This window comes from Janthinobacterium sp. BJB401, from assembly GCF_013372745.1.
GTDB lineage: Bacteria > Pseudomonadota > Gammaproteobacteria > Burkholderiales > Burkholderiaceae_D > Janthinobacterium > Janthinobacterium rivuli.
The window spans coordinates 32,879-55,002 of the sequence record NZ_JABXFH010000016.1; the positions used below are offsets into that span (position 1 = coordinate 32,879).

Here is a 22,124-nt window from a genome sequence, read left to right on the forward strand (position 1 = left end):
AGGACTTCAAGAAGTAAACAGGATGGCCCAGAACAGCATCAGCAAGCCGGCTATCGACACGCACCACACGAGCGTGCGCACGACGGGCACGCCAAACGCGTACAGGGGTAAATACAGCACGCGCGCGGCCAGGTACAGGGCGGCGCCATACAGGGTGAGCGCGCTTTCCTGCGCCGTCACGTGGGCGATCAGCACGGCGGCGGCGAACAGGGGCAAGGTTTCGAACAGGTTCGCCTGGGCCCGCCGCAAGCGGGCCGTGATCTTGCCCACGGGCGGCCCGTCGCCGTCGCGCGCGCTCACGTTATAGGCCGTGCCCGTTTCGCGCGTGCGAAACAGCGCGGGCAGGAGGATTTGCACCAGCGCCAGCACCAAAGTACAAGCCAGCATCGTCAGTTCAGGAGTCATGCCTTACCTCTGCGGGTGAGACGGGCAAGCCATGCCGGCGCGTGCCCGTCAGGGTTGGTCGAGTGCCGCTTGCAACTCCATCAAATCATAAGGCTTGCGCAAGACGCTGGCGGAAAAGCCCAGCTCATCCATCGATTCCTTGCCATAGCCAGTGGAAAAGATGATGCGCATGTCCGGTTTGTCGCGCAGCACCATGCGCGCCAGCGCGATGCCGGACATGCCGGGCAGGCTGACATCCGTAAACAGGATATCGAAGTCTTGCTCGTTGAGCAATTCCCACGCCGCTTCGCCATCGGACACGCCGCTGACCGTGTGGCCCAGCATGCCCACCAGTTCGCACACCATCAGCTGGGAATCGAGATTGTCTTCCACCACGAGTATTTTCATCGATGTCGGCATGTCACCCTGCGGTGTTGGCGCATGGCCCGTCAAGTCCAGCCCCGGCGTGCCGCCGCCCAGCACGCTGGACGCCGTGCTGCCGTCCGCCTGAATGCCGGCCACCGGCGCGCCGGACCGCTCAAACTGGCGCGCACGCATTTGCTGCTGGCGATTGGCCAGCACATGGCGCAGCTTGCGTGCCAGCTCTTCGCGCCGGTATGGTTTGCTGAGCAATTCCACTCCCGCGTCGAGCCTGCCTTCGTGCACGATGACATCCTGCGCGTAGCCCGACGTAAACAGCACGGCGATATCGGGCTGCAATTGGCGCGCCTGCAGCGCCATCTCCGTGCTGCTGACGGGACCGGGCATGATCACGTCCGTAAACAGCAAATCGATCTGCGCGCCGCTGTGCAGCACGGCCAACGCGCTTTCGCCATCCTCGGCCTTGAGCACCTGGTAGCCCAGCGCCCCGAGCATGTCGACCACGGTGGTGCGCACACCGACGTCGTCTTCCACCACCAGCACCGTTTCCGTGCCGCCCGTGACGACGCCGCTCAATTCCAGTTCCTCGTCCGCTTCCGCCATCAGGGAGCGGGGCAAATAGATTTTGACTCCCGTGCCCACGCCAGGTTCACTGTAAATGCGGATATGGCCGCGGCTTTGCGTGACGAAGCCATACGCCATCGACAAACCCAGGCCCGTGCCCGCGCCTTCCGGCTTCGTCGTGAAAAACGGCTCGAACGCGCGCTGCAGGACGGCGCCGCTCATGCCGCGGCCCGTGTCCGTCACCGACAGCATCACGTACTGGCCGGCCGGTACATCGACCAGGTTGTGCACATACTGTTCGTCGAGCACGACATTGCCCAGCTCGATGGTCAGCTTGCCCGCGCCATCCATGGCGTCGCGCGCATTGATGGCCAGGTTGAGGATGACGTTCTCGATCTGGCTGCGGTCGACCAGGGTATTCCACAGTCCGCCGCCGCCCACCAGCACGATGTCGATCGCTTCGCCCAGGGCGCGCCGCAACAAGGCATCCATGTTGCGCACCACGCGCGCCAGGTCGGCCACCACGGGTTTCAAGGGCTGGCGCCGCGCAAACGCCAACAGATGCGACGACAATTTGGCGCCCCGCTCGACGGCGGCGATCGCCGTGTCCAGGCGCTGGCGCATCAAGCCATCCGTGCCCGCCAGATGATGCAACAAATGCAAATTGCCGGAAATGATTTGCAGCACATTATTAAAATCGTGCGCGATCCCCCCTGTCAGTTGCCCCACGGCTTCCATCTTTTGCGCCTGGCGCAAGGCGTCTTCGGCCTTGGTGCGCTCGTTGACTTCCTGTTCGACCCGGTGCTCGAGCGTTTCGTTCAATTCATGCAGCGCTTTTTCCACGCGGCGCCGGTCCGTGATGTCCGTCTTGACGGCGATCAAGGAACGCGTATGACCTTGCTCATCGACCAGGCGGCTGACATTGCTCGACACCCACACTTGCGAACCATCGGGTTTCAGGTAGCGCTTTTCCAGCGAGAACGACTCGCCCGTTTCCACCAGGCGCTGGAACAGCACGCTGTTACCAGGCACGTCCGCCGGATGCATGATGTCATTCATGTTCAGGCTCAGCAGTTCTTCGGCGGAACGGCCCAGCATGCAGCACAGGGCGCCGTTAACGCGCTGAAAACTGCCATCAAGGCCCAGCTCGGACAAGCCCACCGACGCCTGGCCGAAAATGGCGGCCATGCGCTCCTGGCTGGCGTTCAGTTCATCCTCGATCTGGCGCCGCTCCGTCACGTCGAACGACACGCCCACGTAGCGGCGCTGGCCCGGCACGCGGCCGGCCACCACCTCGCCCTGGCGCGCGATCCAGCGCAGCGCGCCATCGGCGGGACGGCGGATGCGGTACTCCACGTATTCGAGGGGATTGGGCGCCACAGCAAGCTTGCTGGGCCCGACCTTTTGCTGGTCACGCGCATCGACCAGGCTCACCAGCAGGCGTTCCGTCACTTCTTCCTCGTCGGCAATGCCCCACAGGCGGCGGAAGGTGGGCGACACCAGCATCGCGCCCGTCTCGGGGAACCATTCGAAGGTCCCGATGCCACCGGCCTGCTGGGCCAGGCGCAAGCGTTCCTCGCCTTCCATGCGCTCGGTGACGTCGATGCCTTCGACGAGGATACCCGTAACCGCGCCCTCGTCATCCTTGATGGGCTGGTAGACGAAATCGATCTGGCGCTGCCCCGTCTGCCCATCCGCCGTCTGCAAATCCACTTTGACCTGGCGCCCCTCGTAAGGTTCGCCCGTGCGGTAGACCTGGTCGAGCAGTTCGATGAAACCTTGCTCCTTGACTTCGGGCAAGGCCGCTTCGACTGTCTTGCCCAGCAGATCGCGGTGGCCCACCAGGCGCAGATAATGTTCATTCGCCAGTTCGAACACGTGCCGCGGCCCGCGCAGCAGAGCCATGAAGCTGGGCGCCTGCTGGAACAGGGCGCGCAGCAGCGCGCGCTCCTCGCCCAGGCGGCGGTTGGCCGCGCGCACGGCCTCGCCCTCGGCCTGCAAAGTGGTGTTGAGTTCGCCCAATTCGGCCGTGGCCAGCTTCAGCTGGCGCCCCTCTTCCATGCGCGCCGTCAATTCCAGCGCCGTGCACAGCACGCCATCGATCTGGCCGTCGGCGCCATGCACGGGCGTATAAAACAGGTCGAAACAGACGTCCGCGCGCTGGCCGTCGCGCAACAGCGGCAAACAGCATTCGCGGTGCACCTGCGTCTCGCCGCGCAACCCCGCGTCGAGGATGCGCGCGTTCCAGTCCCAGATCTCGGGCCAGACGGCCGGCACCGTATCGCCCAGCGCCGCCGGATGGCGCGCCCCGGCGATGTGGATGTAGTCGTCGTTGTAAATCATCACGTGCTGCGGGCCCCACATCAGCACCATCGCCATCGGCGAATGGAGCACGATGTCGACGCTGGTGCGCAAATGGGCGGGCCAGCCATCGAGCGGGCCCAGGCAGGTGGCGGACCAGTCGCGCTGGCGCACCAGTTCGCCCATGCTGCCGCCGCCGCGCGGCCAGGCTGGCGCGCTCATGTGGCCAGTCCCGCTTGCACGCGCACCTGGCACTGGCGCGGGATGCGCACGGTCGCCAGCGTGCCCTGCGCAGCCGTCGAAGTGAGCTCGACCGTGCCACCGTGGGCCTTGACGAACATGTTGACCGTGTACAGGCCCAACCCCAGGCCCTGCCCCGTCTTGCGCTTCTCGCCCGCCTGCTGGAACGGTTCGAACAGGGTCGGCAGCAAGGCGGCGGGGATGACGCCGCGATTGGCGATGCGCAATTGAATGCTGTCCGCGTCGCGTCCGTCCAGGGCCAGTTGCACCGGCGCGCCCTGCTCGCCATGCGTGAGGGCATTGCTTAACAGATTCGAGATGACTTGCGACAACAGGCCCGCATCGCAGAGCCCGTGCAGCTCGCCCACGCTGCTGACCTCGACAAGGGCGGCCTGGCCGGCCGTCTCGAACTCGTCGACGATGGCGCGCGCCAGCGCCAGGTAGTCGTGCGTGCTGCTGCGCAACTCCATCGTGCCGGAACGGATGCGCGCTAGGTCCAGCAACTGGTCGACCATGCGCGCCATGCGCTTGGCGCTGCTTTCGATGCGCTGCGCCGTGACGACCACCTTCGGGTGATCGCTCATCATCGGCAACAGCATGGCGCCATTCATCACCACCGACAAGGGCGTGCGCAAGTCGTGGCCCAGCACGGCCGTGAACAGTTCATTCAGGTGCAATGCATGCTTGAGCTCGTCGAGCTGGGCCGACAATTCGCGTTTTTGTTGGTACAACTGGACCAGCACGGCCACCTTGCTTTGCAAGGCTTTCACGTCGATGGGCTTGTACAGGAAATCGACGGCGCCCGCCTCGTAGCCGCGGAAGCTGTAGCTCGGTTCGCGCGACGCGGCCGTGAGGAAAATCAGGGGAATGCTGCGCGTGCGCTCGCTGCCGCGTATCAGCTCGGCCAGTTCGAAGCCATCCATCTGCGGCATTTGCACGTCGATCAGGGCCAGCGCCACGTCGTGTATCAACAGCAATTCCAGCGCTTGCGCGCCCGAGCTTGCCTTCAGGATGACAATACCGGGCCGTGCCAGCACGGCTTCGGCGGCGACCAGGTTTTGCGCGATGTCGTCAACGACGAGGATATGGATAGGTGCGGTCACGGGGTCATCTTCAGGCATCGCAACGGCAAGATGCCATCGTGTTTCGATATGGACATAAACATTGTTTCAATTCTCACATATATTACACGCACTGCACTATTTCGATTCACTTGTGTTCGCCATCGCCGAGCAATGCCAGGCTGGCAGCCATCTGCGGCAAATCGAGCACGCGGTCGGCGCCGGCCCGCTTGAGCGCGGCCGCCGGCATGATGCCACAACTGGCCCGCTGCGGGTCTTGCACCCAGGCACTGCCACCCAGTTGCCGCACGCGCGCCAGACCGGCCGCGCCATCGGCCGAGGCGCCCGTCAGGATGATGGCCAGCATGGCGCGCCTATAGGCCAGGGCCGCCGTTTCCAGCAGGACGTCGATGGATGGGCGCGAAAAATACACGGGCGCTTCCTGCGACAGGGAAAAACAGCCATCGGGTTCCACTTGCAGGTGGTAATCGGGCGGGGCGAAATACACGGTGCCGGCTTGCAGCGGTTCCTTGTCCTGCGCCTCGCGCAAGGGCAGCTGGCAACGTTCCGCATACAGATGCGGCAACTGGCTCGAGCGGCCCGGCGCCAGGTGCAGCACCACCACCACGGTGGCGCGGCAGGCAGCGGGCAAGGCGCGCAGCACGATGCCCAGCGCTTCCACGCCGCCGGCCGAGGCGCCGATGGCGATCAGGCGCAGGCCGGCGGGCGGTGGCGCCACGTCGCAGCTTGGCAGCATGTCAGGCACGCTGGAAGATGCGTTCAGCCGGGCTCAGCTCGTTGAAGCTGGCCGCATGGCGGCTGAAATGCAGGCTTTCCTTCATGCCCAGCCCCAGGAAACCCCGGTTCACCAGTGCTTCGTGGAACAGGCCCAGGCTGCGGTCTTGCAAGTCTTTATTGAAGTAAATCATGACGTTACGGCAGGAAACCATGTGCACCTCCGAAAACACGCTGTCCGTCGCCAGGCTGTGGTCGGCGAAGACGAACTGGCGCCGCAAGCGCCGCTCAAAGATGGCGCCCTTGTAGGCCGCCGTGTAATAGTCGGACAGCGAGCGCTTGCCGCCGGCCAGCTGGTAATTCTCGCTGAACTGGGCGATGCGCTCGATCGGATAAATGCCTGCCTCCGCGGCGGCCAGCGCTTCCACGTTGATGTCCGTCGCGTAAATCATGCTGCGCTCAAGCAAGCCTTCCTCTTCCAGCAAGATGGCCAGCGACCATACCTCTTCGCCGCTGCTGCAGCCGGCCACCCAGATCTTGATGGAAGGATAGGTATGCAGGATGGGCACGACTTTTTCGCGCAAGGCGCGGAAGTAGGCGGGATCGCGGAACATCTCGCTCACTTGCACCGTAAAAAACTGCAGCATCTGCGCGAACATGGCCGGCTCGTGCAAGATGCGGTCCTGCAATTGCGACAGACTGGCGCAGCCGAAGCGCTCCATGGCCTGGCGCATGCGCCGGCGCAGCGATGCCACGGAATAATCGCGGAAATCGTGCTGATAGCGCAGCAGTATTCCCTCAAGCAATAACTTCAGTTCTATATCGAAAATATCGTCATCTAACAACATCCACCTCATCGGATACCTGACCGTTGAACACAGTGCAACGTACACCATGCAGTCACTGCAAATGCTAGCAGATCACCGGCAATTATCCCGCAGAGAAAGTATCAGTTAGGTACGCTGGCGTACACTCGCACGTCTTTTTTCAGGCATCCACGCCCTTCATGCCCTCCTCCGTATAGCGCGCACCGGCCGCCATGCCCAAGGGAAAGGCGGCGTTCATCGCCGCCAGTTCCGCCCCGTCCAGCCGCACGGTCAGCGCGCCGAGGTTGTCGTGCAGATACGCGATGCGCTTGGTACCGGGGATGGGAATGACGTCATCGCCTTGCGCCAGCAGCCAGGCCAGCGCCAGCTGGCCCGGCGTGCAGCCTTTTGCGCGCGCCATGTCCCGGACTTGCGCGACGATGGCCTGGTTGCGCGCCAGGTTATCGGCCGCAAAGCGGGGATTGAAGTGGCGGAAATCATCTGCGTCCAGGCTGGCCGCATCGGCAATGGCGCCCGTCAGGAAACCGCGCCCCAGCGGACTGTAGGCAAAGAAACTGGCGCCCATGTCGCGGCAGGCGGCCAGCACGCCCTGCTCCGGTTCGCGCGTCCACAGCGAGTATTCGCTCTGCACGGCCGCCACGGGGCAGATGGCCGCCGCGCGCCGCAAGGTGGCGGCGCTCACTTCGCACAGGCCCACGGCGCGGATCTTGCCCTCTTGCCGCAGTTGCGCCAGCGCCCCCATCGACTCGCCCAGTGGCGTCTCGAGGTTCAGGCGGTGCAGGTAGAACAGGTCGATGCTCTCCACGCCCAGGCGCGCCAGCGACGCTTCGCACGCCTGGCGGATGTAGGCGGGGGAATTGTCGACGCGGCGCGCATAACTGCCCGCCTCGCGCGCCAGGCCGCATTTGGTGGCGACCAGAGCCTGGCCCCGGTGGCGCGTCAGGAAGCGTCCCAGCAATTGCTCGTTGTGGCCGAAACCGTAGGCGTCGGCCGTGTCGAACAGGGTCACGCCGGCCGCCAGGGCCGCTTCCAGTGTCGCCAGGGATTGCGCCTCGTCCGTGGCACCATAGAACTCCGACATGCCCATGCAGCCCAGGCCCAATGCCGAGCTGGTCAAGCCGCTATTGCCGATCCGTCGTTGTTGCAGTTGCATGTTGATCTCCCTCAAGTGTCAATGCGGCCAGTCTGGAGCACGCCGGCTGGCAAGGGAATGCCTGATTTCGTGATACCTTTATGGTATGAGAGCCCTCGATACCCATGCCCTGACCCTGTTTTGCGCCGTCGCCCGCTGCCTGAACTTTCGCCAGGCGGCGGAGCAATTGCACATGACCCAGCCGCCCTTGTCGCGCGCCATCAAGGGGCTGGAAGACAAGCTGGGCGCACGCCTGTTCGAGCGCGACACGCAAGGCGTGGCCTTGACGCCAGCGGGCCGCACCCTGCTGCCGCAGGCACTGCACATCCTCGATTTGCTGGAGACGGCGCAAGCGTCGCTGCAGCGCGATGCTACCCCCGCGCGCCTGCGCCTGGGCTTGACGAGCTCCGTGGCGGCCGGCCTGTTCCGTCCGCTGCTGGCGGCGCTGGAGGAGCAGCTGGGCAATGTCCGTCTGGAATTGACGGCGGCACCGTCGCCGCGTCTGGTGGCTAGCGTGCGCAAGGGCCAGCTCGATGCGGCCCTGCTTGCGCTACCCAGCGCCACGTTCGAACTGGCCGTGCAGCCGCTGGCGCGCCAGGCCATGATGCTGGCCCTGCCCGCCGGCCACCGGCTGGCGAAGAAGCGCAAGCTCAGCCTGGCCGACATTTCGATGGAATCCGTCTACTGGTTCGAAAGGGCGCGCCAGCCCGCCTTCTTCGACCATTGCCAGCAAGTGTTTCGCCGGCATGGCTTCGCGCCGCATTTCCTGCGTGAAGCGCCCGATCACCATGTGCTGCTCGGCGACGTGGCGGCCGGCAAGGGCATGGCCCTGCTGGCCGACTCCTTCCGCGCGCTGCGCCTGGACGGCGTGGCCTACCGAAAATTGGTGGAGGGCGAGGAATTGGCGGCCGGCATCGGCCTGGCCTGGCAGGCCGATACGGGCCATGCGTCCCTGCCCCTGTTGCGCCAACTGGCGCAAGAACATCTGAACATCAGTTGCCGGCCTTGACGGCGATGAATTCGCCCTTGCCGACGGTGGCCAGGCACGTCGTGTAGCGGCTGTCGGCGCGGATGGCCTCAAGAAACTCCGCCATGTCCGCGTAGTGCGAACTGGCGTTATCGACCACCAGCACGCCGCCGGCCGCCAGCGCGCGGTCCAGCTGCGGCCACCACTGCGCGTATTGCTGGCGCGCGGAATCGAGGAAGATGAAATCGTAGGCGCCGTCGGCCGCATCGCGCAGCACGTCGCCCGCGTCCGCCAGCAGCTGACCGATCACGCCTTGCAATTGCGCGCGCACAAAGTTGGCATGCGCCATGTCGAACTTGTCCTGCGCCTTTTCCACCGTCACCACCTTGCCGCCCAGCGCCTGCACGGCGCGCGCCAGCCACAGGGTGGAATAGCCGTTCGACGTGCCGATTTCCAGCACCCGCCGCGCGCCGCGCGCGTGCACCATCACGGCCAGCAATTCGCCCGTGTCGCGCGTGATATTGAGCATGCGGCTGGTCCGCTCCGCATGCGCCGCATCATTGCTATTGCCGAATGCTTCCAGTTCACTCAACAGTGTATCGATGCTGGGCATGGCGCCTCCTTGCTCAAAACACCAGCATAGCAAAAAAACTATGCCGGTGCGCGGCGCAACGGACGTTTCAGATACTGCACCATCACCACGCCCAGCAGGGTCACGCCGCCGCCGATCACGTCGTAGCTGTGCAGGGTTTCACCGAGGAACAGCATGGCGATGATCACCGTGAACACGGGCAGCAAGTTCATCAAGGTCGTGGCGCGGCTCGGTCCCAGCTTGGCCAGGCCATGCATCCACAAAAACGGCGCGAGGATGGAAGCGGGAATGCCGGCAAACAGTACCAGCGGCAAGCCGGCACTGGTGACGGGCGGCGCGGACTGGCTCAGGTAATACACGAACAGCACGGGCACGGCGCACCAGACCTGGATCAGCAAGGAATGCCAGTTATTCAGGGGAATCTTCCAGCGCTTGAGCAGCACGCCATAGCCCGCATATGACAGGCACGCCAGCAGCATCAGGGCGTCGCCCACGGCCGCGCCATGGGCCAGCAGGGCGGCCGGGTCGCCATGACTGAGCAGATAGCCCAGTCCCAGCAGCGACATCAGACCGCCGAACACGCCGCCCACGGTGGGCGCCTCACCCAGCAGCAAGACGGACAGGCCGACGGCCAGCAAGGGCATCATCGACGCCAAAATGCCCATATTGGTGGCCGTCGTCGTTTGCGCGGCGATGTAGGCGAGGCACTGGTACATGACCATGCCCAGCATGCCCAGCACAAACAGTTTGCCAAGGTAGGGCTTCACCACGGCCCGCTGCTTCCATACGGGACGGGCGAACACCAGCGCCAGCAGCACGCCGGCCAGCAGCCAGCGGTAGAACGAGATGGCGGCCGGATCGATCACGCCCACGGCCATCTTGCTGACGATGGTATTGATGGCCCAGATCAGCACGGCGATCACGGGTAACAGATAGTGCTTCACTTGCATGCGGCGTACTCCAGTATTCAAGACCGCCATTTTCGCATGGTCCGATTCCATGGATATAATGAATATCGGACAATCGATGCGAAGAACAGGACAAAAACACCATGGCCAGCAACCAGCATTTCCCCGCCGTTTCCGACACCCTGCCCCATCCCGTGTATTTCCGCCTCGACGATTACCGCGCGCACCAGCAGTTCGATTACCAGAGCCATCCTTGGGGACAGCTCACGTATTGCTCCACGGGCGTGATGGAAATCATGGTCGCGGGCCAGCGCTACCTGTCGCCGCCCCAGTACGCCGTGTGGATACCGCCCGAGACTTTGCACGACGGCTATATCCGCCAGGATGTCGTGTTTCACTCGGCCTACATCGACGCCAGCCTGTGCGCGCAGTTGCCGGCCCAGCCGTGCGCGCTGGTCATGAGCCCCCTGCTCAAAGCCATCCTCGGCGACTTTGCCGGGCGCCATGTCACCACGCCCGCCACCGAAGCAGACCAGCGCCTGGCGCAGGTGCTGGTCGACCAGCTGCAACTGGCGCCGTGCAGCCGCAACTACCTGCCCGGCAGCGACGAACCCGTCATCGCGGCGCTGCTGGCCGCCCTGCAGGCGGAGCCGGGCAGTAACCGCTCACTGGCGGAGTGGGCCGCGCAACTGCACGTGACCGAGCGCACCCTGGCGCGCCGCTGCCAGCGCGAACTGGGCATGCCGTTCGGCGAATGGCGCCAGCGCCAGCGCTTCCTGGCCGCCCTGCCCCTGCTGGAACAGGGAGACACCGTGCAGGCGATCGCGCTGGAACTGGGCTACAGCACGGCCTCGGCCTTCATCGCCATGTTTCGCCGCCAGAGCGGCGGCACGCCCGACCAGTTCCGCCGCGGCCTGCGCTGAAAAAGCGGATCCGCTTTGTCATGGTTTGTCATATGGGGATGCTAAAATTCAAACATCTTTCCAGAGAGCAAAAGGACGCGCATGAACCCCAGCACCGAGACGACCCATGAAACCCCAGGCAGCGAGGATGCGCCGCAGGTGACGGAGACGGTCGTGACGGCGCCAGCGCCCCTCCGGCTCGACAAGGAAGAGATACCCACGGTATTGGGCAAGCTGCGCACCCTGGTGCAGGACAAGACGCGTTTCGAGCCGCACGACATCACGCCGCTGGCCGAGGAAGACGTGCTGCAGGAGTTTTCCCTGCAAGCGAACTACGCGCTCGAAGCGCGCTTCGAACAGCGCGTCATCAATGGCTATTTCACGCCGGCGGGCAATGACTGCCGCTGTGGCTCCCACGAGGTGGGAGCGCTCGCTCACGCGCAGGAAAAGGAAAGACTGCGCCGCGCGGCGGGCAAGCTCGACAATGCCTTGCGCCAGGCAGGCCAGGCCTACAACGGCGTCGAAGCGGGCGTCTACCTGCCGCACGCCGTCAAGTACTGGCACCTGGACACCTGCAGCAACTGCACCGGCAAAGGCCGCATCGGCTGCCACACCTGTTATGGCGCGACGACGGAAACGTGCTGGAGCTGCCACGGCGGGCGCACCGTCAGCTGCGACGCGTATGGCTGCTACGGCAGCGGCAAGGTGTCGTGCTCGTATTGCAGCGGCAGCGGCACGGTGTCCGAGCAAGTCACCGATTACATCACGGTGCAAGTGCCCACTACCACCTACAGCAACGGCAGCTCGCACACCAGCTACCACAGCGAGACGCGGCCCCAGTACCGCACCGAATACCGTAATTGCTACCATTGCAGCTTCGGCAAGGTCAGCTGCAACACTTGCCACGGTTCCGGCAGCATCAATTGCGGCACCTGCCGCGCCAGCGGCAAGGTGACTTGCCGCACCTGCAGCGGCGTGGGCGACTTGCGCTGCAACCCGTGCGACGGTTCCGGCAAGGTGGGCAAGGCGGCCTGGGTCGACGTGCACGTGGCGCCCGGCTACAGCGTCAGCCTGCCCAAGCAGGCGCCCGACGATGCGCGCCGCATCCGCGACAAGGAGAGCGTGCACTCACTGGCCGCCATTGCCAGCAGCCTGGCACTGGCGAAAGTGAGCATTTACAATGAAGACCAGCCGCAGGAAGTCGACGCACTGTATGCGGGCAAACTGCGCATCGTGCGCCTGGACGCATCGTGCAACGCCGAAAAGCACCACCTGGTGGCGTACGGCACGGATCTGCGCTGGCTGACCCTGGACGACATCGTGGAAAAGCTGCTGCGCGGCGACCTCAAGGCGCTCAGCGATGCGCTGGCCGGCAGCGCCGACGACGGCCTGTTCTCGGCCCATGTGCAGGGTTTGCTGACGCCGCTGCGCGACGTGGCCGCCTCGGAACTGAACGCGGACGTGATTGAATCGGTGCTCAGCGGAGTAACCGACCACGCGCACGTCGACGTCGTCTCCGCCGAGTATGCGCAAAATGTGCGCACCTGCGTGCTGGGCGCCTTGCGCCAGGTCTACACGCGGCTGGCCAAGCAGTTCTGGTGGAAAAGCGCGCTGGCCGCCCTGGCCGCCGTCATCGCCACCTGGTTTTTCGCGGGACGCGGCGCGGCCGCCGTCGCCGGCCTGCTCGTCACGGGCGCTGGCTACTGGCTGTTCAACCGCAAGGTGAAAGCCGTACTGAGCGAAGCGCTGGGCGGCGAGCAGCAAGCCGAACGGGCCATGGGCATCGCCGGCAAGGGCCGCCGCAACCAGCTGGCGCACGTGCTGATCCTCGCGCCCGCCAGCCTGGCCGTGCTGGCCGCCAGTTATGGCTTGCCCGTGCGCGTGCGCCCGGTGTCCGCGCCGCCGCAAGCGGCCATCGCGTCGGCGCCCGTCGCGCCCCATGCGCCAGCCGTCGTGCCGCAAGATGCGAGCAGCGCCAAAGCCGTCAAGCTGTATGAAAATGGCGACAAGGTGCAGGCGCTGGCCATGCTGGAGAACCTGGTCGGCAAGGGCGACGCCGGTGCGTATGGCCTGTATGGCTGGATGCTGCTGATGGGCGAAGGCAAACCCGGCCCCGTCACGGCGCCAACGGCGCAGCAGCGCGCAGCGCGCCAGGTGGCCGCCAAGCCGCTGATCGGCAAGGGTCTCGTGAAGAACGACAGCTATGCGCTGACGGCGAAAGGCGTGATGCTGGCCGAAGGCTGGCAGGAGCCGCGCAACATGGCGCGCGGCCTCGACCTGCTGAAACAGGCGGCCGGCAAGGGCAATGCGCAAGCCATGCACTTATTGGGCCTGTACCACGTGCGCGGCTACCAGATCCCCGTCAACCACAAGGAAGCGCGCAAATGGTTCACCCTGGCCGCCGACAAGGGCAGCGCGGGCGACATCTACAACCTGGGACTGATGGACTGGGAAGGCGCGGGACTGAAACGCCCCGACCGCGCCAGCGCCATGCAGCGCTGGAAGATCGCCGCCGCCATGGGCGAAGAGCGCGCCATCAAGGCCGTCGCCCAGGGAAAACCCTAGAGCCCTGACAAAACCGTAGCGAGCGGAAGGAAGTTGTGGTCGAGAAGCGCAACTGTACGGAGGTACAGTGAGCATCGCAGGCCACAAATTACGACGCGCAGTAGGTTTTGACAGGTGCTCTTAAGCGGCCGCCGCCAGCGCCTGTAGCGCCATCGGATTCGGCGTCGGCTCGGCGATTTTCGTCAGCAGGTTGCGGTCCGTGTGGTGGAACGGTTCGTCCTTGCCGCGGATCAGCATGACCGTGTCCTCGTCGTAGCCCCACGTGCCATCGGCGTGAATATCGACCTTGATGCGGTATTCGACGGTGGTGAACGCGTGTTCGAGGAAGGGGTTCGAGCAGATGCCGTAGGCCGTCGAATCGCGCTTGGCCACCAGTTCGAAACTGCTGGCGTCCGCCGTCGTCGTGCCGGATGCCATGGCGATCTGGCCGCGCGGGATGGCCAGCGTCTGGATCACGGCGCCCGTGGCCGGCTCCCACAGCCAGTAACCCACCTGTTCATGATACGTCTTGACCTGATCCGGCTTGGTGATGTGGATGTAGTAGCGCAAGCCGTAGAACAGTTGCGGGCCGTTGGTGACGGGGTCGATCGGCTGCAGTTCGATGCGCTCGACGAAGGCCTGCTTGCGCGGGCCGTCCGCCTTCGGCTTGACGTCCAGGCCGCGCGTGCCCGTCCAGATGCCGGCCATGCCGGTCAAGGGGCCCAGGTTGTTCAGGGTGTGCACGTCGGCGGACGGCTCGGTGTAGATATCTTCGGGAAAATCGCTCATGCGGAAGTCTTCAAAATGGGGCAACAGTGCTTGCCGCCATTGTAAGACGCGCGCCCGCCGGCGGCAAAGCGCCAGCCGTCAGGGAAACTGCGTAGTGTGGCGCTCAATGAACAGCAGGGCCGCAGCGGCCAGCGCGGGGCGCTGCGTTTCAAACACAGCTTCATCGCGCGTTTGCAGCAGGTTGGCAGCCACCTCGGGCAGGTCCAATGCACCGGTGATGATCGCCGCCACCGCGTCGATATTCGCGTACAGGGCGCTGTCGAAACCTTCCCAGTCCACATAGACCAGCCACTCGGCCAGCAGCACCATGCCGGCGACGGGCGGCGCCAGGGCCGCGATGCGATCAAGGCGCAATACGCTGTCGCTGCGGATGTCTTCCTGCTGCAGCACGGCCAGCGCCACGTGCTGCAGCGCGTCTTCCGGATCGCGCCCGTATTTGTTCAGCAGGCGCTGCGTCAGCGTGTAGCGTTCGGCGTCGATGCCGCGCAGGGCGGCCGCCACGTCGTCGTCATGCAGAGCCAGGTGGCGCGCCGCGCAAGCGACATCCACGCCGGCTTTCGCGGCGACGATATCGGTGAGCTGCTGCCGGCGCGCCTCATCCATGCTTACACCAGCGGCTCGGTCGAACCGGTCAGAGTGAAGATTTCAAAACCCGTGTCCGTCACGGCCAGCGAGTGCTCGAACTGCGCCGACAGCGAACGGTCCTTCGTCACCGTCGTCCATTTGTCGGGCAAGACCTTGACCTGGTAGCTGCCCACGTTGAGCATCGGCTCGATGGTAAAAATCATGCCCGGTTCCAGCACGATGCCCGTGCCGGCGCGGCCATAGTGCAGCACTTGCGGCGTGTCGTGAAAGACCTGGCCCACGCCATGGCCGCAGAAGTCGCGCACGGAGGAAAAGCCCTGCGCCTTGGCCACCGCTTCGATGGCGGCGCCCACATCGCCCAAAGTCGCGCCCGGACGCACGGTGTGGATGCCGGCCATCATGGCGTCATACGCCGTGTTGACGAGGCGGTTGGCCAGGATGGAGACGGCGCCCACCTTGAAGGTGCGGCTGGTGTCGCCGAACCAGCCCTGGAACTTCGGCGTCACGTCGATGTTGAGGATGTCGCCCACTTTGAGGATCTTGGTCTCGGACGGGATGCCGTGCGTGACCACGTGATTGACGGAGATGCAGCTGGCGTGCTTGTAGCCGTGGTAGTCGATGGTGCCCGGAATGGCGCCGGCGGCGCGCATGAATTCTTCGCACAGGGCGTCGAGCTTGGCCGTCGACACGCCCGGTTTCACGAAAGGCGCGATGTAGTCGAGCGTGTCGGCGGCGATGCGGCCGGCCGCGCGCATGCCGATGAAACCTTCTTCGTCGTGCAGGGGGATTTTCTTGCCGTGTTCAAGCTGGGTGGAATAGCGCATGGTTTTCTTCTTGGTTAGTGTGTGGTGTGGGCGGCCCAGCCGCGCACGGCGTCGTGCGAGGCGCGCAGCATGGCGTCGACGCTGGCCGGTATCGGCCGCTCCTGGGTCAGGTAAGGCTTGACGACGGCCACGGGGGCATCGATCAGGACGAATTTGAGCAGCATGTGATCGAGGTCCAGCTCCGTGGTGGCGGGCATGGTTTCGGCGCAGCGCACAAAGCAGGCGTCGAGCGCGGCCTGCTCTTCTTCCACGGCGGCCAGCAATTCCTCGCTGAGGCCACTGCTGAAATCGGGGCTGTCCGCGCATTGCAGCAGAAAGCGCGCATACACGGGCTTGCGCCGGCACCAGTCCAGCAAGCCGTGCACGCCAGCCCAGGTGTCGCCGCCGAGCCAGCGGCTGGCCACTTCCTCCCGGAAGTCGCTTTTCACACGCAGCCAGGCGCGCGCCAGGATGGCGTTGCGCGAATCGAAGCGGTGATACACGGAGCCGATGGGCGCACCGGCCTTGACGGCGATGGCGGCCATCGAGACGGCGCCCACGCCGCACTGGGCGGCGACGGCGATCGCGCTGTCAATAAAGTTGTTTTCGTTGAATTTTGCGAGTCTGACCATTCAAATAGAATACAGATTCTATTTGAATCCGTCAAGCGGCCCCAGATGCGCCGACAAGAGTTGCCCCGCTGCCTTACAATGGTATGCACGAACCGCTACAAGGAGAATCCGCTTGCTTACGCCCCCCTTCATCGCCTCCTCCCGCTTCGACGATCCACGCCTGGCGCTGGAACAAGTGCAAGCCATTTACCGCAGCAGCATCGAACACTTGCGCGATGCGCTGCAGCGCTTTGTCGCCGGCGAAGACATGCACGAGCGCGTGCGCGCCTGCTACCCCTTCGTGCGCATCCAGACCGACACCGTGGCGCGCGCCGACTCGCCGCTGGCCTACGGTTTTGTCGCCGGCCCCGGCGTGTTTGAAACCACCTTGACGCGCCCCGACCTGTTCGGCGATTACTACCTCGACCAATTCACCCTGCTGCTGAAAAACCATAACAGCGGCCAGAAGGTGCACCTGGAAGTGGGCGTCAGCGCCCAGCCCATTCCCGTGCATTTCTCCTTCGCCGAGCATGACCATATCGAAGGCAATATGGATGCGGGCCGCCGCCTGGCCATGCGCGACCTGTTCGACCTGCCCGACCTGTCGGCCATGGACGACGGCATCGCCAACGGCACGCACGAACCGGCGCATGGCGAAGCGCAGCCGCTGTCGCTGTTCACGGGCCCACGCGTCGATTATTCGCTGCAGCGCCTGCGCCATTACAGCGGCACGTCGCCGCAGCACTTCCAGAACTTCGTCCTGTTCACCAATTACCAGTTCTACATCGACGAATTCATCCGCCTGGGCCACGCCATGATGGACCGCGCGCCCGACGCCGCCGCGCCATCGGACGACGACGGCTACATCGCCTTTGTCGAACCGGGCAACGTCGTCACGCGCCGGGTCGGCCAGACGGTCGAGAGCGAGGATGCGCTGGGCGCCGCGCCGCCGCGCCTGCCGCAGATGCCCGCCTACCATTTGCTGCGCGCGGACGGCAGCGGCATCACCATGGTCAATATCGGCGTCGGTCCCGCCAATGCGAAGACCATCACCGACCATATCGCCGTGCTGCGCCCGCACGCCTGGCTGATGCTCGGTCATTGCGCCGGCCTGCGCACCACGCAAAGCCTGGGCGATTACGTGCTGGCGCATGCATATGTGCGCGAAGACCACGTGCTCGACGAAGACTTGCCGCTGTGGGTACCGATCCCGCCGCTGGCGGAAATCCAGCAGGCGCTGCAAACGGCCGTGGCGGAAATCACCCAGCTGACGGGACATGATCTGAAACACATCATGCGCACGGGGACCGTGGCCAGCACCGACAACCGTAACTGGGAACTGCTGCCACAGCGTACGCCGGAGCGCCGCTTCAGCCAGAGCCGCGCCATCGCGCTGGACATGGAAAGTGCGACGATCGCCGCCAACGGCTTCCGTTTCCGCGTCCCTTACGGCACCCTGCTGTGCGTCAGCGACAAGCCGCTGCACGGCGAAATCAAGCTGCCCGGCATGGCCAACCACTTCTACCGTGAACGGGTCGACCAGCACCTGCGCATCGGCATCCGCGCCGTGGAACTGCTGCGCCGCCAGGGCGTGGACCGACTGCACAGCCGCAAATTGCGCAGCTTTGCGGAAGTGGCGTTTCAGTAAGCGTGCGTCAGGGGAAAAAACGGGGATCGTAGCTCCACCGCCGGACGGTGCTGGCGGTGACCGCCGCGGCATCGGCATGGCGGGGGTTGAGCAGGACATTGTATTCGTCGGGCACGATCACGGAAGGCACCAGCAGCAAGGCGGATTTTCCCGCTGCAATCCAGCCATCGCCAGCCCGCTTGCCCGCCAGGCCGGCCGGTATGGCGTCCCAGCCGCCGGGAAATGGGTCGAGTACCTGGCGCGCATTCCATACGCCATCGGGAATGGCGATACGCACCAGGTAACGGTTGAATGGCAAGCCGCCGCCGCGCAGGTAATGCACGGTTTCCAGGGTGGCCAGGGCGATACTCGTCGAGCAATACACGACGGGCGCGCCCTTGCTGTTCCAGCGGCCACCCGTGATCCTGGCGCCGGTGCCGCTCAGGTCACTGGCGGCATAAGCTGGCGTCTCGACGGCAATACGCCAGAGCACATTCATGCATAGGCCCCGCTCTGCGTCATGGACAGCAATTCCGCCACCAGTTTTTGCCCCTCGAAGGTGTCCATGTAACTGGCCGGCGTGGCACCCGCCAGCGCAGGCAGCGGTTTGCTCAGCCAATCGGAGACCCAGCGCGCCGCGTCAAAACCGGCGGGATCGCCCGATTGTTCGACCATCGCCTGCGCCATGCCAATCAGGGTTTCAATCCCCAGCACGCGTTCCGATTCATCCTTCGACAGCAAGCTGGCGTCTTTTTCCTTGCGGCTGATGGTGGCGCGCGACAGTCCCAGGCTGGACAACAGGAATTCCTTGCTCATGCCCATGCGCGCGGACAGGCGGCTGATCGTCGAGGCTGGAATACCCCGCCGTATCAGCGCAATGCGCGCATCAGTATCAAAACCGTACAGAGTCATGCCTTCGTACAGCGTCCTCGCTTGCTGAGCCGGGACGGGAGCATCAACGTGTCGTTCCATAGCCACCTCCTTTAAGACGGCAGTATAGCTCAAATGAGGCAACCCACAAGGAAAGCACAAGGTCAAAAAAAATGCCGCTCAGCGCAAGCTGAACGGCATGAGCGGCGGCGCCGCACCACATTCCAGGAGGTTTTTTACAGGAAGCGATCCAAAATCTTGCGCGTCGTCTTGTCGATATTGAACATGTCGCGTATCAAAAAGTGGATGCCGTGGTTATCGGCGATCAAGAGCGACGCGGCGCCGATGCGGCGGATGTCTTCCTCGCCTTTCAGCACGAACTGCGTCTCGCCCCGGTCCGTGTCGACATGCCAGGTGCATGGCGTGGCGAAGCTGGACACGCTTTTCACGCGCGCGATCTCGGGCATGAATTCGCGCCCTTCCAGCTCTTCCTGCAACAGGCTGCGCGCCGGTTCCGGCAAGGCGTCGATGTGGTCGATCCACGCCACTTCCTTGCCATTGCCCAGCACCAGCGAAATGCCTTCGTCCGGCGACTGGATGGGGAAGGCGCGTACGGGCGCCACGCCTTCAAAGACCTGGCCGTCCGCGTCCGTCATCACCAGCTTGCCGAAGGTGTCGCGGCTTAATGTAAAAGTTGTACTGGCCATGCTTATTCCTTGTCATCCAGGGCGAGTTCGTTGTTGCGCGCCTGTGCTTCGTAGAGGCGGAAATAGGCGCCCTCTTTCGCCATCAGTTCATCGTGACTGCCCACTTCGACGACCTGGCCGCGGTCCAGCACCACCAGGCGGTCGGCGCGGTGCAGGGTCGACAGCCTGTGCGCGATGGCGATCGTCGTGCGGCCCTGCACCAGGTTATCCAGCGCCTTCTGGATTTCCTTCTCTGTTTCCGAGTCGACCGACGATGTCGCTTCGTCCATGATCAGGATGCGCGGATCGATCAGCAGGGCGCGGGCGATCGAGATGCGCTGGCGTTCGCCGCCGGACAAGCCCTGGCCACGCTCGCCTACCATTGAATCGTAGCCTTGCGGCAGACGCAGGATGAATTCGTGCGCATGCGCGGCGCGCGCGGCGGCGATGATGTCCTGGCGCGTCGCGTGCGGCTTGCCGTAGGCGATATTTTCCGCGATGGTGCCGAAGAACAGGAACGGCTCCTGCAGCACCAGGCCGATGTTGCGGCGGTAGTCGGACACGGCGAACGAGCGGATGTCGACGCCGTCGAGCAAGATGGCGCCTTCCGAGACGTCATAGAAACGGCAGATCAGGTTGACCAGGGTGCTCTTGCCCGAACCGCTGTGGCCCACCAGGCCGATCATCTCGCCCGCCTTGATGTTCAGGGTGATGCCCCGATTGACGGCCCGGTTGCCATAGCGGAATCCGACTTCGCGCAAATCGATCCTGCCTTCGATCTTGTCCAGCTTCACCGGCTGCGCCGGTTCCGGCACGCTCGACACGTGGTCGAGGATGTCGAAGATGCGCTTGGCGGCCGAGGCCGATTTTTGCGTCACGGAGACGATGCGGCTCATCGAATCGAGGCGGCCATAGAAGCGCGTGCTGTAGGCGATGAAGGCGGTCAGCACGCCGACGGTGATCTCGCCGCGCGACAGCTGCCAGATGCCGAAGCACCAGATGACCAGCAAACCCATCTCCGTCAGGAAGGAAACGGTGGGCGAGAACAGCGACCAGACTTTATTGAGCTTGTCGTTGACGGCCAGGTTGTGCGCGTTGGCGTCGCGGAAGCGGGCCGCTTCGCGTTTTTCCTGCGCAAACGCTTTCACCACGCGGATGCCGGGAATCGTATCGGCCAGCACGTTGGTCACTTCACTCCACACGCGGTCGATCTTTTCAAAGCCCGTGCGCAGGCGGTCGCGCACCAGGTGAATCATCCAGGCGATGAAGGGCAATGGCGCCAGGGTCATGATGGCCAGCCACGGGTTCATCGACCACAGGATCACACCCGTCATGATGATCATCAGCACGTCGGAAGCGAAATCGAGCAAATGCAGCGAGAGGAAGACGCAGATGCGGTCGCTGCCGCTGCCGATGCGCGCCATCAGGTCGCCCGTGCGCTTGCCGCCGAAAAATTCCAGCGACAGCTTCATCAGGTGTTCATACGTGGCCGAGCGCAAGTCGGCGCCCATGCGTTCGGACACCAGGGCCAGCACATACGTCTTGCCCCAGCCCAGCAGCCAGGCCAGCAGGGCCGAACCGAGCAAGCCACTCATGTAGTACACCACCAGCCATGGGTCGATATGCTTGCCGTTCTGATACGGGATCAGCACATTGTCCATCAACGGCGCCGTCAGGTAGGGCGGAATCATATGCGCGGCCGTGCTCAGCAGCATCAGCATGAAGCCCAGGGCCAGCTGGCCACGGTAGGGATGGGCGAAGCGCCACAGGCGGAACAGGGTCCAGGTCGATGGCGGCGTGTGCAGCACCTTGGCGCAGATCGGGCATTCTTCCTGCTCCGGCTCCAAAGGCGCCTTGCAGCTAGGACAGACTTCCTGCTCCGCTTCCAGCACGGGCTGGCCCGTCAGGTGGCTATCGAGGCGCTCGACGAACTGTTCCAGCACGCGGATCGCATGCAGGTTCTGGCCCAAAGTAAAGCGCCACGACGCCAGGCGGCCGTGGTCATCGAACAATTCCAGGTGGCCGACACCGGCGTGGTCGTGGTGCGTCAGGCGCAGTCCGTGGCGGAAAGACCAACTTTTCCAGACGGTATCGCCCGGCGAACGGGCCAGCAAACGCTTCTCGGTGACAACTATTATGCCTTTTGTGAAACGTAATCGCGCATCGAGGTCAACCTCAACGCTACTTAAAACGTTCTCCCCTGGAGAAAGGTTGCTCTCCACTTCCGCCAGCCAGTGTTCAGGCAGCGATGTGAGGGGAATAGTTGTTGCAGGAACACTCAGTTCAGTTGTCATCGTAAAGCATACTCCGGCTCGAGGCCAAGCCCTTCAGGGCGGGATTTGGGGGATGGGGCAGACGCCCGATCAATGTTTGTGTACTGCGCGATGGCGAGGTGGATGCACCAGTGGCAATTTCCTGTATTGTATCGAATGGATGCCTGCCGGTAAGGAATGATGGCGAAACGGCGCAAAAAAATGGGCGTCCGTCGTACAGGAGCAAGTATACAACAGCCCGCTGTTGCGCAAATGCTCCAGCTTAGCCCAGAGTCGGTATCTTTATAACAAGTATGGCAACAATTAGTAACAATTAGAATGACAACACCAGCAGAATAAGGG

The 22,124-nt window shown here is 64.1% G+C and carries 20 protein-coding genes; 4 read left to right on the forward strand and 16 right to left on the reverse strand.

What is annotated here, in order from left to right; all coding sequences use genetic code 11:
* Positions 1 to 6: 6 nt before the first annotated feature.
* From HWE17_RS12785 to HWE17_RS12810, 6 genes are all read right to left on the reverse strand, one after another.
* Positions 7 to 405, reverse strand: a complete 399-nt coding sequence (locus tag HWE17_RS12785; protein ID WP_176388990.1) for an MAPEG family protein — start codon at positions 403 to 405, stop codon at positions 7 to 9.
* A 48-nt stretch (positions 406 to 453) separates the two neighbouring features.
* On the reverse strand, positions 454 to 3,852 hold the full coding sequence (locus HWE17_RS12790) for a PAS domain S-box protein (protein ID WP_176388991.1): 3,399 nt from the start codon (positions 3,850 to 3,852) through the stop codon (positions 454 to 456).
* On the reverse strand, positions 3,849 to 4,973 hold the full coding sequence (locus HWE17_RS12795; protein ID WP_176388992.1) for a hybrid sensor histidine kinase/response regulator: 1,125 nt from the start codon (positions 4,971 to 4,973) through the stop codon (positions 3,849 to 3,851). Before HWE17_RS12795 ends, HWE17_RS12790 begins: the two co-directional genes overlap by 4 nt.
* A gap of 106 nt (positions 4,974 to 5,079) precedes the next feature.
* Positions 5,080 to 5,688: a chemotaxis protein CheB gene (locus tag HWE17_RS12800; RefSeq protein WP_176388993.1), complete on the reverse strand. Its 609-nt coding sequence runs from the start codon at positions 5,686 to 5,688 to the stop codon at positions 5,080 to 5,082.
* Position 5,689: 1 nt separating this feature from the next.
* A complete protein-coding gene (locus HWE17_RS12805; RefSeq protein WP_200880276.1) occupies positions 5,690 to 6,514 on the reverse strand; it encodes a protein-glutamate O-methyltransferase CheR in 825 nt (274 codons plus the stop codon).
* Positions 6,515 to 6,653: 139 nt separating this feature from the next.
* Positions 6,654 to 7,646 carry an aldo/keto reductase gene (locus HWE17_RS12810; protein WP_217916769.1) on the reverse strand — a complete coding sequence of 331 codons (993 nt, stop codon included), beginning with the start codon at positions 7,644 to 7,646 and terminating at the stop codon, positions 6,654 to 6,656.
* A gap of 85 nt (positions 7,647 to 7,731) precedes the next feature.
* Here HWE17_RS12810 and HWE17_RS12815 point away from each other — a divergent pair, with 85 nt between their 5' ends.
* A complete protein-coding gene (locus HWE17_RS12815; RefSeq protein WP_176388994.1) occupies positions 7,732 to 8,634 on the forward strand; it encodes a LysR family transcriptional regulator in 903 nt (300 codons plus the stop codon).
* Here HWE17_RS12815 and HWE17_RS12820 read toward each other — a convergent pair.
* Both HWE17_RS12820 and HWE17_RS12825 read right to left on the reverse strand, forming a co-directional pair.
* Complete coding sequence (locus HWE17_RS12820) at positions 8,618 to 9,205, reverse strand: O-methyltransferase (RefSeq protein WP_176388995.1); 588 nt, start codon at positions 9,203 to 9,205, stop codon at positions 8,618 to 8,620. The two genes, HWE17_RS12815 and HWE17_RS12820, sit on opposite strands and share 17 nt — an antisense overlap.
* Positions 9,206 to 9,243: 38 nt before the next feature.
* The gene (locus HWE17_RS12825; RefSeq protein WP_176388996.1) at positions 9,244 to 10,134 is read right to left on the reverse strand and encodes a DMT family transporter; all 891 of its coding nucleotides are present in this window, start codon (positions 10,132 to 10,134) and stop codon (positions 9,244 to 9,246) included.
* A 101-nt stretch (positions 10,135 to 10,235) separates the two neighbouring features.
* On the opposite strand from HWE17_RS12825, the gene HWE17_RS12830 reads away from it, so the two are divergent.
* On the forward strand, positions 10,236 to 11,015 hold the full coding sequence (locus HWE17_RS12830; protein ID WP_176388997.1) for a helix-turn-helix transcriptional regulator: 780 nt from the start codon (positions 10,236 to 10,238) through the stop codon (positions 11,013 to 11,015).
* An 81-nt stretch (positions 11,016 to 11,096) separates the two neighbouring features.
* The gene (locus HWE17_RS12835) at positions 11,097 to 13,559 is read left to right on the forward strand and encodes a tetratricopeptide repeat protein (protein WP_176388998.1); all 2,463 of its coding nucleotides are present in this window, start codon (positions 11,097 to 11,099) and stop codon (positions 13,557 to 13,559) included.
* Positions 13,560 to 13,679: 120 nt separating this feature from the next.
* Here HWE17_RS12835 and HWE17_RS12840 read toward each other — a convergent pair whose 3' ends face one another.
* From HWE17_RS12840 to HWE17_RS12855, 4 genes are all read right to left on the reverse strand, one after another.
* Entirely contained in the window at positions 13,680 to 14,327 is a 648-nt protein-coding gene (locus tag HWE17_RS12840; RefSeq protein WP_176388999.1) for an FABP family protein, read from the reverse strand.
* Positions 14,328 to 14,405: 78 nt separating this feature from the next.
* Positions 14,406 to 14,930 carry a hypothetical protein gene (locus HWE17_RS12845; protein WP_176389000.1) on the reverse strand — a complete coding sequence of 175 codons (525 nt, stop codon included), beginning with the start codon at positions 14,928 to 14,930 and terminating at the stop codon, positions 14,406 to 14,408.
* A gap of 2 nt (positions 14,931 to 14,932) precedes the next feature.
* Complete coding sequence (map, locus tag HWE17_RS12850) at positions 14,933 to 15,736, reverse strand: type I methionyl aminopeptidase (RefSeq protein ID WP_051958961.1); 804 nt, start codon at positions 15,734 to 15,736, stop codon at positions 14,933 to 14,935.
* A gap of 14 nt (positions 15,737 to 15,750) precedes the next feature.
* Positions 15,751 to 16,347 carry a TetR/AcrR family transcriptional regulator gene (locus HWE17_RS12855; protein WP_176389001.1) on the reverse strand — a complete coding sequence of 199 codons (597 nt, stop codon included), beginning with the start codon at positions 16,345 to 16,347 and terminating at the stop codon, positions 15,751 to 15,753.
* A 112-nt stretch (positions 16,348 to 16,459) separates the two neighbouring features.
* Between HWE17_RS12855 and HWE17_RS12860 the strand changes: the two genes are divergently transcribed.
* Positions 16,460 to 17,974 (forward strand): AMP nucleosidase, encoded by a 1,515-nt coding sequence (locus HWE17_RS12860; RefSeq protein WP_034750639.1) that lies wholly within the window; start codon positions 16,460 to 16,462, stop codon positions 17,972 to 17,974.
* Between the two features lie 7 nt (positions 17,975 to 17,981).
* On the opposite strand, the gene HWE17_RS12865 is transcribed toward HWE17_RS12860, so the two are convergent.
* The 4 genes from HWE17_RS12865 to HWE17_RS12880 all read right to left on the reverse strand — a co-directional run bounded on the left by HWE17_RS12865 (position 17,982) and on the right by HWE17_RS12880 (position 21,803).
* On the reverse strand, positions 17,982 to 18,452 hold the full coding sequence (locus HWE17_RS12865) for an RES family NAD+ phosphorylase (protein WP_176389002.1): 471 nt from the start codon (positions 18,450 to 18,452) through the stop codon (positions 17,982 to 17,984).
* Entirely contained in the window at positions 18,449 to 18,925 is a 477-nt protein-coding gene (locus tag HWE17_RS12870) for an antitoxin Xre-like helix-turn-helix domain-containing protein (protein ID WP_255206228.1), read from the reverse strand. Before HWE17_RS12870 ends, HWE17_RS12865 begins: the two co-directional genes overlap by 4 nt.
* Before the next feature lie 134 nt (positions 18,926 to 19,059).
* On the reverse strand, positions 19,060 to 19,530 hold the full coding sequence (locus HWE17_RS12875) for a DUF1854 domain-containing protein (RefSeq protein WP_099379111.1): 471 nt from the start codon (positions 19,528 to 19,530) through the stop codon (positions 19,060 to 19,062).
* A 2-nt stretch (positions 19,531 to 19,532) separates the two neighbouring features.
* A complete protein-coding gene (locus tag HWE17_RS12880) occupies positions 19,533 to 21,803 on the reverse strand; it encodes an ABC transporter ATP-binding protein (protein WP_081922546.1) in 2,271 nt (756 codons plus the stop codon).
* Positions 21,804 to 22,124 lie beyond the last annotated feature (321 nt).

Bases quoted from the DNA above. Each gene is read 5' to 3' on its own strand.
- HWE17_RS12790 (WP_176388991.1), bottom strand. From the start codon at position 3,852: ATGAGCGCGCCAGCCTGGCCGCGCGGCGGCGGCAGCATGGGCGAACTG.
- HWE17_RS12880 (WP_081922546.1), bottom strand. From the start codon at position 21,803: ATGACAACTGAACTGAGTGTTCCTGCAACAACTATTCCCCTCACATCG.
- HWE17_RS12830 (WP_176388997.1), top strand. From the start codon at position 10,236: ATGGCCAGCAACCAGCATTTCCCCGCCGTTTCCGACACCCTGCCCCAT.
- HWE17_RS12865 (WP_176389002.1), bottom strand. From the start codon at position 18,452: ATGAATGTGCTCTGGCGTATTGCCGTCGAGACGCCAGCTTATGCCGCC.
- HWE17_RS12820 (WP_176388995.1), bottom strand. From the start codon at position 9,205: ATGCCCAGCATCGATACACTGTTGAGTGAACTGGAAGCATTCGGCAAT.
- HWE17_RS12845 (WP_176389000.1), bottom strand. From the start codon at position 14,930: ATGGATGAGGCGCGCCGGCAGCAGCTCACCGATATCGTCGCCGCGAAA.
- HWE17_RS12815 (WP_176388994.1), top strand. From the start codon at position 7,732: ATGAGAGCCCTCGATACCCATGCCCTGACCCTGTTTTGCGCCGTCGCC.
- map (WP_051958961.1), bottom strand. From the start codon at position 15,736: ATGCGCTATTCCACCCAGCTTGAACACGGCAAGAAAATCCCCCTGCAC.
- HWE17_RS12785 (WP_176388990.1), bottom strand. From the start codon at position 405: ATGACTCCTGAACTGACGATGCTGGCTTGTACTTTGGTGCTGGCGCTG.
- HWE17_RS12870 (WP_255206228.1), bottom strand. From the start codon at position 18,925: ATGGAACGACACGTTGATGCTCCCGTCCCGGCTCAGCAAGCGAGGACG.
- HWE17_RS12800 (WP_176388993.1), bottom strand. From the start codon at position 5,688: ATGCTGCCAAGCTGCGACGTGGCGCCACCGCCCGCCGGCCTGCGCCTG.
- HWE17_RS12875 (WP_099379111.1), bottom strand. From the start codon at position 19,530: ATGGCCAGTACAACTTTTACATTAAGCCGCGACACCTTCGGCAAGCTG.
- HWE17_RS12805 (WP_200880276.1), bottom strand. From the start codon at position 6,514: ATGTTGTTAGATGACGATATTTTCGATATAGAACTGAAGTTATTGCTT.
- HWE17_RS12855 (WP_176389001.1), bottom strand. From the start codon at position 16,347: ATGGTCAGACTCGCAAAATTCAACGAAAACAACTTTATTGACAGCGCG.
- HWE17_RS12835 (WP_176388998.1), top strand. From the start codon at position 11,097: ATGAACCCCAGCACCGAGACGACCCATGAAACCCCAGGCAGCGAGGAT.
- HWE17_RS12810 (WP_217916769.1), bottom strand. From the start codon at position 7,646: ATGCAACTGCAACAACGACGGATCGGCAATAGCGGCTTGACCAGCTCG.
- HWE17_RS12840 (WP_176388999.1), bottom strand. From the start codon at position 14,327: ATGAGCGATTTTCCCGAAGATATCTACACCGAGCCGTCCGCCGACGTG.
- HWE17_RS12825 (WP_176388996.1), bottom strand. From the start codon at position 10,134: ATGCAAGTGAAGCACTATCTGTTACCCGTGATCGCCGTGCTGATCTGG.